Source organism: Bacillus spizizenii TU-B-10, from assembly GCF_000227465.1.
Taxonomy (GTDB): Bacteria; Bacillota; Bacilli; order Bacillales; family Bacillaceae; genus Bacillus; species Bacillus spizizenii.
Genome location: NC_016047.1, coordinates 329,746 through 344,574, shown reverse-complemented (window position 1 = coordinate 344,574; position 14,829 = coordinate 329,746). Strand labels below are relative to the sequence as shown.

Annotated in this window: 16 protein-coding genes; 6 read left to right on the top strand and 10 right to left on the bottom strand. The window is 43.1% G+C overall.

From position 1 onward, the window contains the following. Window positions 1–90 precede the first annotated feature (90 nt). Window positions 91–339, bottom strand: a complete 249-nt coding sequence (locus GYO_RS23600) for a YbeF family protein (protein WP_014112481.1) — start codon at window positions 337–339, stop codon at window positions 91–93. Window positions 340–633: 294 nt separating this feature from the next. On the opposite strand from GYO_RS23600, the gene glpT reads away from it, so the two are divergent. After that, complete coding sequence (gene glpT / locus GYO_RS23595; protein ID WP_014112479.1) at window positions 634–1,968, top strand: glycerol-3-phosphate transporter; 1,335 nt, start codon at window positions 634–636, stop codon at window positions 1,966–1,968. A gap of 98 nt (window positions 1,969–2,066) precedes the next feature. Beyond that, on the top strand, window positions 2,067–2,957 hold the full coding sequence (locus tag GYO_RS23590; protein WP_014112478.1) for a glycerophosphodiester phosphodiesterase: 891 nt from the start codon (window positions 2,067–2,069) through the stop codon (window positions 2,955–2,957). Between the two features lie 25 nt (window positions 2,958–2,982). Here the strand turns inward: GYO_RS23590 and GYO_RS23585 are convergent, their stop codons facing one another. After that, the gene (locus GYO_RS23585; RefSeq protein WP_014112477.1) at window positions 2,983–4,611 is read right to left on the bottom strand and encodes a Na/Pi cotransporter family protein; all 1,629 of its coding nucleotides are present in this window, start codon (window positions 4,609–4,611) and stop codon (window positions 2,983–2,985) included. Window positions 4,612–4,983: 372 nt separating this feature from the next. Between GYO_RS23585 and GYO_RS23580 the strand changes: the two genes are divergently transcribed. Further along, entirely contained in the window at window positions 4,984–5,244 is a 261-nt protein-coding gene (locus GYO_RS23580) for a YbyB family protein (RefSeq protein WP_014112476.1), read from the top strand. 39 nt (window positions 5,245–5,283) lie between these two features. On the opposite strand, the gene cypC is transcribed toward GYO_RS23580, so the two are convergent. Further along, the gene (gene cypC, locus GYO_RS23575) at window positions 5,284–6,537 is read right to left on the bottom strand and encodes a CYP152 family fatty-acid peroxygenase CypC (protein WP_014112475.1); all 1,254 of its coding nucleotides are present in this window, start codon (window positions 6,535–6,537) and stop codon (window positions 5,284–5,286) included. 171 nt (window positions 6,538–6,708) lie between these two features. Between cypC and blaOXA the strand changes: the two genes are divergently transcribed. Continuing rightward, the gene (gene blaOXA, locus GYO_RS23570) at window positions 6,709–7,512 is read left to right on the top strand and encodes a class D beta-lactamase (protein ID WP_014112473.1); all 804 of its coding nucleotides are present in this window, start codon (window positions 6,709–6,711) and stop codon (window positions 7,510–7,512) included. A 23-nt stretch (window positions 7,513–7,535) separates the two neighbouring features. Here the strand turns inward: blaOXA and GYO_RS23565 are convergent, their stop codons facing one another. From GYO_RS23565 to GYO_RS23550, 4 genes are all read right to left on the bottom strand, one after another. Further along, complete coding sequence (locus tag GYO_RS23565) at window positions 7,536–7,727, bottom strand: DUF5370 family protein (protein WP_041521120.1); 192 nt, start codon at window positions 7,725–7,727, stop codon at window positions 7,536–7,538. A 14-nt stretch (window positions 7,728–7,741) separates the two neighbouring features. Next, window positions 7,742–7,990 (bottom strand): sigma-G-dependent sporulation-specific acid-soluble spore protein CsgA, encoded by a 249-nt coding sequence (csgA, locus tag GYO_RS23560; RefSeq protein ID WP_014112471.1) that lies wholly within the window; start codon window positions 7,988–7,990, stop codon window positions 7,742–7,744. 112 nt (window positions 7,991–8,102) lie between these two features. Continuing rightward, window positions 8,103–9,491, bottom strand: coding sequence for an amino acid permease (locus GYO_RS23555; RefSeq protein WP_014112470.1), 1,389 nt, complete (start codon window positions 9,489–9,491; stop codon window positions 8,103–8,105). Window positions 9,492–9,814: 323 nt separating this feature from the next. Continuing rightward, entirely contained in the window at window positions 9,815–10,999 is a 1,185-nt protein-coding gene (locus tag GYO_RS23550) for a DUF4885 domain-containing protein (protein ID WP_014112469.1), read from the bottom strand. A 131-nt stretch (window positions 11,000–11,130) separates the two neighbouring features. On the opposite strand from GYO_RS23550, the gene GYO_RS23545 reads away from it, so the two are divergent. Next, entirely contained in the window at window positions 11,131–11,988 is an 858-nt protein-coding gene (locus GYO_RS23545; RefSeq protein WP_014112468.1) for a hypothetical protein, read from the top strand. A gap of 108 nt (window positions 11,989–12,096) precedes the next feature. Continuing rightward, a complete protein-coding gene (locus GYO_RS23540) occupies window positions 12,097–12,867 on the top strand; it encodes a serine/threonine protein kinase (protein ID WP_014112467.1) in 771 nt (256 codons plus the stop codon). Here the strand turns inward: GYO_RS23540 and GYO_RS23535 are convergent. The 3 genes from GYO_RS23535 to ybdJ are packed head-to-tail and all read right to left on the bottom strand — an operon-like array spanning window position 12,852 to window position 14,828. Then, the gene (locus tag GYO_RS23535) at window positions 12,852–13,115 is read right to left on the bottom strand and encodes a hypothetical protein (protein ID WP_041520838.1); all 264 of its coding nucleotides are present in this window, start codon (window positions 13,113–13,115) and stop codon (window positions 12,852–12,854) included. The genes GYO_RS23540 and GYO_RS23535 overlap by 16 nt on opposite strands. 58 nt (window positions 13,116–13,173) lie before the next feature. Next, a complete protein-coding gene (ybdK, locus tag GYO_RS23530; RefSeq protein ID WP_014112464.1) occupies window positions 13,174–14,160 on the bottom strand; it encodes a two-component system sensor histidine kinase YbdK in 987 nt (328 codons plus the stop codon). Further along, entirely contained in the window at window positions 14,157–14,828 is a 672-nt protein-coding gene (gene ybdJ, locus GYO_RS23525; protein WP_014112463.1) for a two-component system response regulator YbdJ, read from the bottom strand. Before ybdJ ends, ybdK begins: the two co-directional genes overlap by 4 nt. Window position 14,829 lies beyond the last annotated feature (1 nt).

Here is a 14,829-nt window from a genome sequence, read left to right as displayed (position 1 = left end):
TCATCCCCACTTTCTTATATCGTCGATTAAGCCAATTATAATCAATGATAGTTGCCTTAGTCAACGATATGTTGGAAAGTGGGGCATTTTTTATTTTCCTGATGCTTTCCTTTTCCTGATCACAATCAATGTGATAGAGGATAAAGCCAGTGAAACCAAGCTATAGACAACAGCCCACCCTAAAAATGATTCGTTAAAAATAGTAAAAGTGAACACTAGCGAAATGATCAAACTAAGCACCGGCATCAGATACACGTTTTTACAAACACAAGTCCCGGCTACCGATAACAATATAATCCCTAAAGGCAAAATACCAAATGCGATATCTAATTCATCCACCTGCAACAGCCTCCCTCCAGATTTTTATGCGGCTCGTAAAAAAACATAACTGCAATATGAAAAGGATAATATTCACTTTTTTCAAGATCCAATTTGAAAATTACCCGTTTACATTCACCCCGGACTATGATAATTTAAGAAAGCGCTATCATGATAAGTTAATAGCTTGGATGGAGATGAGGAGAGCCAGGAATCAAACCCCTTTTTGACAAGGGGTGTTTTCTGGCTCTTTTTGTTTTTCAGAAAGGAGGCACGCCACACATCCAGCACTAACAGCAAAGGGGGATGATTTTGATGCTTAATATATTTAAACCGGCTCCTCACATTGAGAGACTGGACGATTCAAAGATGGATGCGGCTTACAAACGGCTCAGGCTGCAAGTATTCATTGGTATTTTCATTGGCTATGCAGGCTACTACCTGCTGCGGAAAAACTTTGCCTTCGCCATTCCTTATCTGCAGGAACAAGGGTTTTCAAAAACGGAACTGGGATTGGTGCTGGCCGCTGTGTCCATTGCATACGGCTTCAGCAAATTCATCATGGGCATGGTGTCTGACCGCTGTAATCCGAGGTATTTTCTCGCGACAGGCCTATTTTTATCAGCAATTGTTAATATCCTATTTGTTTCAATGCCTTGGGTGACTTCGAGCGTCACCATCATGTTTATCTTTATGTTTATCAACGGATGGTTTCAAGGAATGGGCTGGCCGCCGTGCGGAAGGACGATGGCCCATTGGTTTTCCATTAGTGAACGGGGCACCAAAATGTCGATCTGGAATGTCGCCCATAACATAGGTGGCGGGATTCTTGCACCGCTTGTTACTCTTGGCATCGCGATGTTCGTGACCTGGAAAAGCGTGTTTTTCTTCCCTGCCATCATCGCCATTATCATTTCATTTTTGATTGTTTTATTGGTTCGCGATACGCCTCAATCCTGCGGACTCCCGCCAATTGAAGAGTATCGGAATGACTATCCAAAACACGCTTTTAAAAATCAGGAAAAAGAATTAACAACAAAAGAAATTCTTTTTCAATATGTGCTGAACAATAAATTTCTTTGGTACATCGCGTTTGCCAATGTATTTGTTTATTTTGTGCGGTACGGCGTGGTTGACTGGGCGCCTACTTACTTAACAGAAGCAAAAGGCTTTTCTCCTGAAGATTCGCGCTGGTCGTATTTTCTCTACGAATACGCCGGCATACCGGGAACGATCCTGTGCGGTTGGATCAGTGACCGATTCTTCAAAAGCCGCCGGGCACCGGCAGGCGTCTTGTTTATGGCGGGCGTATTCATTGCCGTATTGGTGTATTGGCTGAATCCCGCGGGCCATCCGCTCGTAGACAACATCGCCCTGATCAGCATTGGCTTCTTAATCTACGGACCTGTTATGCTGATCGGCCTGCAAGCAATTGATCTCGCGCCGAAAAAAGCGGCAGGAACTGCAGCCGGTTTGACCGGATTTTTCGGATACATTGGCGGATCTGCCTTCGCAAACGCCATTATGGGCTTTGTCGTTGACCAGTTTGATTGGAACGGCGGCTTTATCATGCTGATTTCTTCCTGCATTCTTGCTATCGTCTTCTTGGCTCTGACATGGAATACAGGAAAACGGGCGGAGCACGTTTAAGAAAGAAACATAAAAGATTAATCATTTTCTAACACGCCGTTTACATCATTTTTTTAATATGAAAGACAGGTACTGTTTATCTATAAGGAGGAGAAATCATGCGAAAAAATAGAATACTAGCCTTGGTTCTTCTGTCGCTGGGCTTACTCTCATTTATGGTAACACCAGTGTCGGCAGCGTCAAAAGGAAACCTGCTGTCACCTGACCGTATCCTGACGGTCGCGCACAGAGGGGCTTCCGGATATGTGCCTGAGCACACGATCCTTTCTTACGAAACCGCTCAGAAAATGAAAGCAGATTATATTGAGTTGGATCTGCAAATGACAAAAGACGGCAAACTGATTGTCATGCACGATGAAAAACTGGACCGCACCACAAACGGAACGGGCTGGGTGAAAGACCATACGCTCGCAGACATTAAGAAACTTGACGCCGGTTCTTGGTTTAATAAAGCCTATCCGGAAAAAGCAAAGCCGCAGTACGCCGGCCTTAAAGTTCCTACATTAGACGAGGTATTAGACCGTTTTGGAAAACACGCGAACTACTACATTGAAACAAAATCGCCTGACACCTACCCAGGCATGGAAGAAAAACTGATCGCTTCTTTACAGAAACATAAATTACTAGGCAAACATGCTAAGCGCGGTCAAGTGATGATTCAATCGTTCAGCAAAGAAAGCCTGGTAAAAGTCCATCAATTACAGCCAAACCTGCCAACCGTTCAATTGCTGGAAGCCAAACAAATGGCGTCAATGACAGATGCTGACCTGGACGAAATCAAAACATACGCTGTCGGCGCGGGTCCAGATTATAAAGCGCTAAATGCAGAAAACGTCAGTATGATCCGCAGCCATGGCCTCCTGCTTCATCCTTACACGGTCAATACAGAAGCAGATATGCGCCGCCTGCTTGACTGGGGAGTGACAGGAGTGTTTACAAACTACCCCGATGTCTTCCAGCACGTTAAAAAAGACTACAAAAAAAGCTGAGAATCTTAGGATTCTCAGCTTTTTCTTATCGATTTTCACCAATAACAGCTTCTGCAATATTCACCGCATGATCGCCGATACGCTCAAGGTTGCTGATCATATCGACAAAGACGATGCCCGCTTGTCCGGTGCACAGCCCTTCATTCAGACGGATAATATGCTTTTTGCGAAGCTTCCGTTCCATTTTGTCAATTTCATCTTCTTTTTCAATGACTTGCTCAGCTATCTTCACATCATTGTGGTGCAATGCTTCCATGGACGCTTTCACAGTAGAAATCGTCAAATCCATCATTTCCGTTAAATCCGCCATGGCAGATTCAGTGATAACCACACGATGCGCCTGCTGATATTCAATCAGTTCAATTACATTTTCGAAGTGGTCGCCGATTCTTTCAATGTCTCTGACGGTATCCATCAGCATATGATGCTCCTCAGACTCGTGCTCTGAAAGAGAACTTGAAGAAAGCTCGATCAAATAATCGGTAATTTTCCGATCAAGATTGTTAACCGCATCCTCTATCTGATAAGCATTTGCCGCGTATTTTGGCTGTTTTGTCACTAAAAACTGTTTTGTAACTTCCAGCCCCTGCACCGCAAAATTCCCCATTTGCAGCACTTCTTCTTTTGCTTGTCCAAGAGCAATAGATGGGGATTGCTCGATAAAAATCGGATCAAGATGCGACTTGTATTCGACCATTGAATCCTTGCCCGGAATCAGTTTTGTTACGATCAAAGCCAATATCCCGACAAAAGGAAGCTGTATAATCGTATTGGTCGTATTAAAGATTCCGTGTGCGAATGCAATCGTCATCTTCGGATCAAGCCCAATCGATGTCTGAAGCGATAAGATCAATGCTGTGAATGGTTTAAGCAAAATCAGGAAAATCGTTGTCCCGATAAGGTTAAACAGCACATGAGTGGCCGCAGCACGTCTCGCTGCGACAGATGCACCTAAAGACGCAAGAACCGCGGTGATCGTCGTTCCGATATTGTCACCGAATAACACCGGCAGCGCACCGTTAATATCAATTAGACCATCTGAAAATAAACCTTGCAGGATACCAATCGTGGCGCTGGAGCTTTGCACGAGAACCGTAAACAAAGTCCCAATGGCAACACCTAGAACCGGATTGGAGCTCATACTAACCGTTAAATCATGAAAGGCCTCAAGTGAACGGAGCGGTTTCATGCCGCCGCTCATTAACTCCAGCCCATAAAACAGAGCCCCGAACCCAAACACTATCTGACCCGCGTTTTGTACATTTTTATGTTTAAAGAAAAACAGTAAAAATCCGCCGACAGCAATAATCGGCAACGCATAGGCCCCTATATCGATTCCGATAATAAACGCGGTAACCGTTGTTCCAATATTGGCTCCCATAATGACGCCAATGGCCTGGCGAAGCGTCATAAAGCCCGCACTGACAAGCCCAACGGTGATAACCGTGGTTCCGGAACTGCTCTGAATCAAAACCGTCACAATAATCCCAGCCAATACGCCCATTAGCGGATTGCTTGTAAAACGGTCTAAAATATTTCTTAATCTATCTCCAGCCGATTTCTGAAGTCCGTCTCCCATGAACTTAATCCCAATCAGGAAAATACCGAGACCCCCGAGAAATTCGAACAGTAATGTTTGTATGTCAATCGCCAACATGTTCACCTCTGTTTAGACATTATTCAGCAAACTCTCTTCGATTATGTTTCAAGTTCAGATGATTGTAAATAAAACATCCGCTTAATTTACAATAACTTAACAATAAGCCTTATGGTCCTATTAAACGTTTACATTGGTGTAACATTTTTGCGATGAACATGACCAATCGACTACAAAAAACCTTGCGTGATAGCGCAAGGTTTTCTCATCACAGTTATTCTTTCCCACAGAGCTTTCAGTATACCTGCCCAAAGAATAGCAGGCACAGCCGCTGAACGGCTTCCCTAAGAAAATTGGCAAAGGTTTAGCCATACCCAAAACGGGAATGATACAGGAAACACTACTCTTAAAATAGAAAGGAGTATCACCATGAAACAAAAACTGTTACTTTCAGGTCTCGCTGTTTCAACCGTCGGCATCACTTCTTATCTATTAAAAGACCCGTCAAATCGCCAAAAAGCTAGAGAATTCATTCACAGCATGAAAATGAAAATGACCAAACAGCCGGATATGGAAACGTTCCCAGTCGATAAAGCAGGACATCCGCACCCGCAAGATATTGAGGACAACAAAATGGTATCCGAAGGCTCTATGTATCCCGTGCAATATTACGATGAAAAAAAGAAGTAATGAAAAAGCTCTCTTCGATAAGGAAGAGAGCTTTTATATTTAACTTTTCCGTCTGATTCCGCTCATCACAAAACCGCTTTCAGGCAATGACGGCATTCTCGCGAGACTGTAATGCAGCGATTGTTCCGGAACGTCGTATTCAATCTGATTGACGAGAAAATCCAGGCTTGCTTTCATGACTTCAATAGTAATGCCTTCCCCTGGACAGCGATGCCCTTTCTCCGCGTGACCTCCGCCTTGAGGAATCAAATCAAACGGATTTTCCTCCCGCTCCTCAAATCGTTCAGGCCGAAATTCATCAGGGTTGTCCCATAAGCGAGGGTCGTGATTCGTTCCATAAACATCAAGCAGTACCGACGTGCCCTTCTTAAACTCACAGGTATTCCATTCAAAATCCTTTTTAACAAGCGCCCCTAAAAACGGGCCGAACGGATAATATCTGCGAACCTCCTGCACAAACATTTCTCTTTCCCGGTTGCTTCCAGAACGCAGCCATTCCTTATACTTCGGATGCTTATGAAGCGCCAAAGCTGAAAACACAAGAAAGTAAGAAATGGCGACGATAGGCCGCAGGACATTAATCAGCTCAATGGCGGCCATCCGGGAATCCAGCTGGTTGCCATCTTCTTGTGTGTGAAACGCCATTTCATGCAGTGCTGTTCCGGCAGGTATTTTCAGCAAGCCGGCACGAACATCTTCAATCATTCTTTCAATCCACTCTTCCGCACGCGGCCTTGCTCTTCTTCCCTTCCAATGCCGCGGCCCCACAGCACCGAACGCGTCGACCATATCAATGAAGTCATCCGCTCTCTCTTTGACTTCCGTTTCCTTCAGCGGAACGCCAGCCCAATAGCACGCCACCCTGCATAGGATTTCTTTTGCTTCCTCAAATAACACAACCTGATCCGCCTTCTCCCATCTCGTGACTGCCGCTTCCCACTCCTCTGTCATCAGCTCAGCCAAACGCTTTTGATGCGGCGGTGTCATTAATGACAGAAAAAGCAGCTTCCGATGGATATGCGCGTCGCCATCCATCGTCTGAATCGCATTTACGCCAAACAGCGTTTTCTGCACCCGCTTCGGCAAAGCATTCTGCCGCTGAAACCGCTCCGTATCATAAAACAGCTTCGCTGCCTCAGCACCGGTCATGCAAATAAAGGTTTTTCCCAATAAACGAGCCTGAAACAGGTCTGAGTGATAGCGCTCTGTTCTGTTTTTAATAAACAAATATCCTTCCTGCATCAGCGTCAGGCTGTTATCAAGACTTTTGTCATGTGGAATCTGCTCATTCATATGATTACCCTGCCTTCCTTTTTACCCTCTATTTTCACGTTATCTTCCGAATATAAACCCAGTAACAGTATTTGTTTACAAAACCAAATTTAAGCGCTTTTTTCTTATTTTTCAAAGGAAGAACAAAAGAAATAGAGAAAAGGTAGTTGATCAAAACAAAGGGGGAACAAAATGAAGAAATGGATATATGTTGTGCTTGTGTTGAGTATTGCAGGGATCGGCGGCTTTTCCGTTCACGCATCATCGTCTGCCCATGAAAAACATCTGAATGTCGGCCAAATGAATGTCGATGACGAATTCAAGGATACGGACGGAACCTTCATTCTTCACGATGTGCAAAAGGACAAGACCTTTGTCTACAACAGAGAACGGGCAAACAAAAGACAAACTCCGCAGTCCACCTTTAAAGTCGTGAACGCCTTAATCGGGTTACAGGTAAAAGCTGTTCGGGATGAATACGATGTCAAACGGTGGGACGGGGTCAAGCGCGAATTCGAATCATGGAACCGCGACCATACGCTAGGCTCGGCCATGCGGGAATCCGCCATCTGGTATTATCAAGCATTAGCGAGAGATATCGGTGATGAAAGGATGAAAACATGGCTTCATACTCTGTCATACGGCAATAAGGATATCAGCGGGGGGATCGACCAGTTTTGGCTGCAAAGCTCGCTAACAATATCTCCGCTGGAACAAGAGGCCTTTTTGGAGAAGCTTGTAAAAGAGGAGCTTCCATTTGACAAATCGGTGATGAAAACCGTCAAGCGCATGATGATTCAAGAGGAAGGAGATCACTACACGCTCTACGGAAAAACCGGAACCCGCCTGACAGATATGGGATTAGGCTGGTTTGTCGGATTCATCAAAACAGAGCATGGCTCGTATATTTTTGTCACCAATGTCGATGATTCCGGTACAAAAGCCAAAAACATCACAGTGAATATCCTGAAAAAGTATGGCCTGATCACATCATAAATGAAGGAGCCCAAGGCAGGGCTCTAAATGTCATGCTCGAAACAATAATGATTCACAAGCTCTTCAATCAAATCATGATCAGGATATTCCCCATTAAATTCAAATTCGATTTCTTCCACAAACTCTCCGTGATGGTACACATGGATGGCTCCATTTTGTCGGACGACGCTAAACTCCGGCTGAAATGTATATCCGCTTCGTTCAATTGCTCCCATTTCTTCCCCGCCTTTCAAAGCAGTAATTCATACACCTCGTTTAATTCCTTAGCCCGTTTTTGATCCTGTTCATTCTGCGCATACTTAATTTCTTTTTCTAATACATGGTTCAAAAAAGACATTTCATTGTCATCTAAGTCTTTTACAAATTCCTCTTCATTCACATACCGCTTCGCCAGCATCTTCTTGCAAATCTGCTGGCAGACTTCATTTTCAAGATGATTTGAAAGTGATTCGCGCAAATAACCGAGTGTAACATCCATTTTATGCACACCTTTCCTTCTGCTATCTTTATCCTATAGCTTGCTAAAATGGGGAAAATCCATACACGAAAAATAAAAAAAGAGACATCCGTGAATGTCTCTTTTTCTATGGTTATTCAGCCGCTCGGCCGCTTTTGGTCAAATTGGCCTGCGTACGTTTGCCAATCCCAAACACATAATAACTAATGACCACAAGCGCTAAGAAAATCACGCCTACAATCAGAGAGATACGAGTATCATCATTAAACCACATACCGACCAGAACCATCAGCAAGAAAGCAATCGTCACATAGTTTGCGAAAGGTGCAAACGGCATTTTGAATGGATGTTTATCTAATGCAGCACCCTTCGCTTTTCTGAATCCGATGTGGCTGATCAAAATGATAAACCAAGGAATCATGCCCGGCAGCACACTTGCACTGTATACATAGACAAAGATCTTCGGAGGCGCGATATAGTTCAGCACAACACCGACAGCCAAACCGATCAGCACCGCAATTGTCCCATACAACGGCACACCATTGCGTGAAATCTTCTTAAAGAGTTTCGGTGCTTGTCCATTTACACCCAGTGTATAAAGCATGCGTCCTGCACTGAAAATACCGCTGTTACAGCCGGACATTGCCGCAGTAATGACGACAAAGTTAATAATGCCGGCCGCTGCCGTAATTCCGATTTTCGAGAACGTAGACACGAACGGACTTCCGAGTGAGTTGAGCTCATCCCAAGGATACACGGTCACGATTACAAAAATAGCGCCAATGTAGAAAATCAAAATACGCCAGATAATACTTTGAATCGCACTTCTTAGCGTGTTTTGCGGGTCCTTCGCTTCACCGGCTGTAATCCCGATCAGCTCAACCCCTTGATAGGCCGCAATGACGAGAGACAGCGCAAAGAAGAATCCAGAGAAACCGCCTGCAAAGAATCCTCCATGAGACCACAGGTTCGACAAGCCGATCGCATCTCCGCCGTTGCCAAACCCGAAGAAAATAATCCCGAATCCCGCAATAATCATCAAGATAATCGTCACGATTTTAATCATCGCAAACCAAAATTCAAACTCGCCAAACGACTTAACAGAAATTAAGTTCGCCGCACCAAGAATCACCATTGCCACGATACCAGGTATCCAAGCAGGCAAATCCGGGAACCAATACTTCATATATGAACCGACAGCGATAATTTCTGACATGCCGACGATAATCCACTGGAACCAGTTGCTCCATGCTGTCATATAACCTGCCAGCGGATGAATATATTGATGGCCGAATGTCGCAAAAGAACCCGTACTCGGTTCGACATACAGCATTTCACCCATCGCACGCATAATAAAAAAGATAAAAATTCCGCATATTGCATAAGCCAGAAGGACAGACGGGCCAGTCCATGAAATGGTGCTGGCTGAGCCCATAAACAAGCCGACACCGATCGTACCGCCCAAGGCGATCATCTGAATATGACGCGCGCCCAGGCCCCTCTTTAATTCTTTATTTGCCATTCCTCTTCCCCCTCTTACAAAATACTCGAAAATGAGAAAACAGCAGGCCTGCTTGCCTCCACATCTTTCTCACCAATCAGTTATAACAATCAGAAAATTCAAACTTAAAATTGTTATATAATCTCCAAAATTACTTATTTCATCATAATAAATTTCTCTAGAAAATACAATTGTTTTTTTCAGGCAAACACATTATTCAGAGTTTTTAATTAAAACTTCGCTTAAAATATTTTATATAAATATAATGAAATGATTTAAATATGAATATCATATTTCTACCTTAAATTCTCATAAAAAATAAGCTGTTCACAATGAACAGCTTTCTAATCATTCACACCCGTTTGGTGCCTTAATGTCTTAAGCCAATCGGTATCTCCGGTGCCATAGCTCTTGCTTTGCCCCACATCTCTCAGAGATCCATTGCTGTAATCAATTGATAGGATAAAATCCGGAATGGCATCATACCCGGCTTTCGCCATTTTACTGAGCTCTGAACGATAGTGGGATATAGCATAAGAAGCCGTTTGTTTTTGCACAGGATCTTTTTCAAGCTCTTCTTTATATACGTCTAATAAGTCACGTCCATCAGGCGTTACGTACCGCCCATCAATCACTTCTAAATCCTTCAAATGATAGCCTGTGACTTCATACATCTCACGAGCAGCTTGATACTTTTGATATGCCTCTTCGGAAAATTGTGTTGAATCACCGCTTAGGCTTTTCATGATATGTAAAAATAGCTCTTTGCTGTTGTCTCCAGATTGCAGCACTTGCTCAATTTGCTCAATCAGTGCCTGATCGCCTGTCCCGCTCACCTGTACCTTATAGTCAATCGGCGTAATCGTAAACGTCAGCTCTGTCCCCTGCGGAATGTGAATATGGTTTCGGTTCAACAGCACTTGCAGCTGCTGGTTAACCTGGCTTCGCTGATACACCTTAGCATTCTCAGCCTCCACTTCCCCATTAAACGTGACATTGCGAAATGCGGCATCCTGCAGATTATAGTTTTGGGCCTTACCTTTGAATAGCCATTCTGTTTCATTATCGTAAGCAGCCTGTCTTTCTGCAGCTGACAGATCACTTCTGTAATAAGGAGACTTTGCATTTTGATACTTATCCTTTATATAGCCTAATGGATCAGACTTCGTTTTGTTAATCGCATTCATCCTGCTGTATTTTTCATTTAGTATTTTGATTCTGATATCACTCTCAGATACATAGGGGTTCTTGGATTGAATCACTGTTTCCTCCCCTGTATCTATCACTGTTCGATCATTCGCAGATTGATACACTTTGCTGAAAGTCCCGCTGTTTCCCGCCACGCTGGTTTTAGAATAATTGAACTGTTTGATTCCCTCATTTGAAGATCGTGACTCAAGCCTGCTGTATGCCTTTTCCAGCACCGCTGCTGTATTTTCAGACGTATTCTCGCGTGTAACAGCCGCATTCCTATTGAATATGTTCTGTGCCATCAGCTGGGTACGGATAAATAGCCGATTCAGACGCATTGGGTTCCCTCCTGAACAATTCTCTCTTACTCTTTTTATCGGCAACACCAATGTATATATTAACCTCAAAAAACATTTATTTACACTTAAAATATTATTATGTATGATGGAAATAAAAGGAGGTTGTTTACATGATGAAAAAATGGCTCTTTCCATTCGCTATTATGCTGGCTGTCTTATTCACCTTTACTTATTCGGCATCAGCTGCCGGAGTCACTGCTATTACAGGAAACAATTCATTTGATACCGCAGCACCAATCGGATATTGGAAATATAAGAATATCGATACAACGATACTGGAAGCCGGACAAGATGAAGCCTATTTCACTTTTACAGCTTATAAGGGAGAAAAAGTATACGTGAGAAGTACACACCAGAGCGCGTACACAGGGATGAAAATTGAAATTTACGATAAGAACAGAGCACCTGTTTCACAAGGCACAGAAGTGATTAATCCTAATACGTTCTCTTCTTTTATTTATGCCAATGCTGACGCCCAAAACACGACGGATACCTTCTATGTGAAAGTGTCACGCGGCACCTATACCGGGAACATGTATTTCACACTTTCAATTGAAGACCGAATCAAATCCGGCAGCGGAACGTTCCAATTCAGCGGCGTTGCTGAAAATAAAGGAAATACTACCCTTAGCCCCTCAGGTTCTGACTCCAGCGTGATCAAGGCTGATTTAACAAACCAATCTGGAATACCGCGCGATGCCATTGTAACTAGAGTCCAAACAACCGCCACTCAAACACCAAGCCAGGGAAATACACGCCACTTCATCATGACGAGTGAAAATAACGAATGGCGCCGTGCACTTGTGAATAGCTCGACGTCAGGGTCTTATGATATATCATTGTCAGATCAACTCAGTGTCGCTAAGGTATGGAGTTTTAAATATAATACATTAGCAACTGCTAAATCGACGATGAGTAATGTAAAAGCAAAAATAGATTATGAATACGATGTCACAAAGCAGTTTTAATTCATACTGAGCTGGTTCAAATTCCATGAGCCGGCTCTTTTTTATTTTTAGCCTAGAATACAATTGTTTTGATAAACTGTAATCAGTACAACCAAGGGAAGTGCAGACATGGCATTAAAACAGCTCAAAAAGCTACTTTTTGACCGCCCTCTAAAGGACGGCGTTATCCTAAATCATCAATACAGAATCGAAGAATGCCTCGGAATGGGCGGCTATGGCTTGGTTTATTTGTGCACCGATGTCCATACTCAAACATCTTATGTCTTAAAACAGCTCCGGCCGACAAAAGCGAAAAAGGAAAAAGAAAGAGTCCGGTTCCAGCAGGAAATAAAACTGCTCAAAAGTATTCACCACCCGCAAATCCCGGCCTTCATAGAAGATTTCATCATAGACGGACAGGCTTATTATGTCATGCAGCTGGTTGAGGGAAATAATATAGAAGAATTATTATTTTTTCGAAAACAGCCGTTTACAGAGCTTATGGCGTTACAGCTGATTTCACAGCTGCTTGAGATTGTAGAATACCTGCATGAACGCCTGATTTTTCACAGCGACATCAGAACGCCTAATATGATTATCAATAACGGCAGGCTCTGCCTCATCGATTTCGGCCTTGCAAAGCAATTGACTCCTGAAGAAACGGAGGAAGTAAAGGTGAGGAAACAGGATGACTTCTTCGATCTCGGAGAAACACTGTTATTCCTGCTGTACTCTCAATATAAAGGAAAAAAGAAGAAAAACGGCACTTGGCTGGAGGAATTAACGCTGACGAAAGAAGTAACCTTGCTGCTGAAAAAATTATTGGGCATCGATGAAGAGTACCAGCACACCGCATTGATTCGCGAAGACCTGAACCGCGCGATTCAATCAGTCACATAAAAAAAACCCTTGTCCCAAGACGGAACAAGAACTTTTTTGAGATTAACTGCTGCTGTAGCTCCGGCGCTTGTAGCGATGACTGCCGCCATAACGGTCGTAGTTCCTTCTTTTGCCTGAGCTGCTGCTGTAGCTTCGGTAATGCCGGCGCCGGCTGCTGCTGTAATGCCGGTGTTTGCGATAGCGATCACTCGAGCTGCTTGAGAGGTGCTTGATCGTTTTAATGATTTTTTTAAACATACGCTGATCACCCCATTTCTTTCTTCCTATTATATAGAGTTTATAGGAGAAAGAAAAACATCAGCGGGGTCACTCTTTTGAAAGCAAGAACCTCGTTCCATTCTCATTTGTCTGCAACTCATAAGTAATCGCAAGCAGCCTGCATATATCATCAATAATCTTTAATCCAAGCCCCTCACTGTTCTCATTCCGATCAAATCCAATACCGTCATCGCAAATAGAAACAGTCCCATGTTCAATCGTGACTTCCATTTTTTTAGCTTTTGAATGCTTTAACGTGTTTTGAAAAATATTATCGAACAGCCTTTGCATCCATAACCGGTTGCTCATCCATATCACATCTTGATCTGCCGGCTTATAGTGCAGCCCAATTCCATTCATACTGTATAAATAATCCCACTTTTTAACTGCTGTTTCTAACAGCTCGTTTAGACTCACTTCTTCATTTATGATATAAGAACTTTCTAACGTCTCAGCGGAATATAGGTTGAATTCATTTGTTAATTCCGCGATATAGTGGATTTGCTGATACAATGATTCAAATACGGCCTGATCATGACATTGGCTTTCCAAATAAAATAACTGCAGCCTGAGAGCGGTTAAAGGTGTATTAATGTCATGCCGCAGTTTTTGCAAAAGCTCCTTTTTAATTTCCTCCTGCTGCCTTAGTTCCAGTTCACGGTATGTCGTTCGTTCAATTAACAAATTGAACGACTTGATCAGTTCCCCGATTTCATCAGCACGTTTCACTTCTATTTTATCTGGCACCTTTTGATCACTCGCCAGGTGTCGAATGGTTTGATTTAACAGATTGATTTTATGCAGCAGAGAATGAATCGACTTTGAAAATAAAAAAGCTAACAATAAGAGTGATAGCAAAAATACAACGATCATTGCGGGATACGCAAACGACCTGTGAAAAGGCATACCATGATTCATCGGTTTAAACATGCTGTCATAAATCACCGACATCAAAATACTAACCGCCAGCAACAGTACCGGAACACTAATGACGGCTGTAAACAATAACAACTGATATTTTGTCTTTAGCTTCATTTCTTCACAACGGTATTCAGCCGATACCCTTCTCCGTATATATTTTCAATAATCTCACCCGCTTGATCCTTGATTTTGCCTCTGATTTTTTTAATGTGCACATTGACGATATTCGGGTTTCTGTCTTCGAGCTGCCACAGATATTCAAAGAAATGTTCCTTTGTCAGGGTGCTGTCTCTATTTTCATATAAATAAAAGAAAATTTTCCGCTCAATCGCAGTAAACAGCACCTCATCATGCAGGCTTTCATTGAACACTTTTTTGGTTTCCGCATCAATATACAAATGTTTGATTTGCGTAAAAGTGCCATAATAGTGCTCAAGCATATTCTGCATTCTTAATAGCAGCTCTCGCGGGTCAAAAGGCTTTACCATATAATCCTCACCGATCTGCAAACCTTGGAGCTTGCTGTCCATATCATTGCGGGCCGAGAGAAAAATGACTGGAATGCGCAGCCCCAGCTTTTTGATTTTAGCAGACATTTGATATCCGTCTTCACCCGGCAGCATCACATCCATAATGACCAAATCCACCTTCTGAATCACCGAAAGCACATCCGCTCCATCTGTTTTCCACATCACATGATATCCCTCACGCTGCAAAATCTTTTGCAGTAGATCACCAATCGTCACATCATCTTCCACGATTAAAATATGATAACCCTTCATC

What these genes read in the sequence shown, in the direction of transcription:
- ybdK (WP_014112464.1), bottom strand. Translation starts at nt 14,160, where the DNA reads ATGAAGCTAAAGACAAAATATCAGTTGTTATTGTTTACAGCCGTCATT.
- GYO_RS23550 (WP_014112469.1), bottom strand. Translation starts at nt 10,999, where the DNA reads ATGCGTCTGAATCGGCTATTTATCCGTACCCAGCTGATGGCACAGAAC.
- GYO_RS23555 (WP_014112470.1), bottom strand. Translation starts at nt 9,491, where the DNA reads ATGGCAAATAAAGAATTAAAGAGGGGCCTGGGCGCGCGTCATATTCAG.
- GYO_RS23545 (WP_014112468.1), top strand. Translation starts at nt 11,131, where the DNA reads ATGATGAAAAAATGGCTCTTTCCATTCGCTATTATGCTGGCTGTCTTA.
- GYO_RS23565 (WP_041521120.1), bottom strand. Translation starts at nt 7,727, where the DNA reads ATGGGAGCAATTGAACGAAGCGGATATACATTTCAGCCGGAGTTTAGC.
- GYO_RS23540 (WP_014112467.1), top strand. Translation starts at nt 12,097, where the DNA reads ATGGCATTAAAACAGCTCAAAAAGCTACTTTTTGACCGCCCTCTAAAG.
- cypC (WP_014112475.1), bottom strand. Translation starts at nt 6,537, where the DNA reads ATGAATGAGCAGATTCCACATGACAAAAGTCTTGATAACAGCCTGACG.
- glpT (WP_014112479.1), top strand. Translation starts at nt 634, where the DNA reads ATGCTTAATATATTTAAACCGGCTCCTCACATTGAGAGACTGGACGAT.
- blaOXA (WP_014112473.1), top strand. Translation starts at nt 6,709, where the DNA reads ATGAAGAAATGGATATATGTTGTGCTTGTGTTGAGTATTGCAGGGATC.
- ybdJ (WP_014112463.1), bottom strand. Translation starts at nt 14,828, where the DNA reads ATGAAGGGTTATCATATTTTAATCGTGGAAGATGATGTGACGATTGGT.
- GYO_RS23580 (WP_014112476.1), top strand. Translation starts at nt 4,984, where the DNA reads ATGAAACAAAAACTGTTACTTTCAGGTCTCGCTGTTTCAACCGTCGGC.
- csgA (WP_014112471.1), bottom strand. Translation starts at nt 7,990, where the DNA reads ATGGATGTTACACTCGGTTATTTGCGCGAATCACTTTCAAATCATCTT.
- GYO_RS23590 (WP_014112478.1), top strand. Translation starts at nt 2,067, where the DNA reads ATGCGAAAAAATAGAATACTAGCCTTGGTTCTTCTGTCGCTGGGCTTA.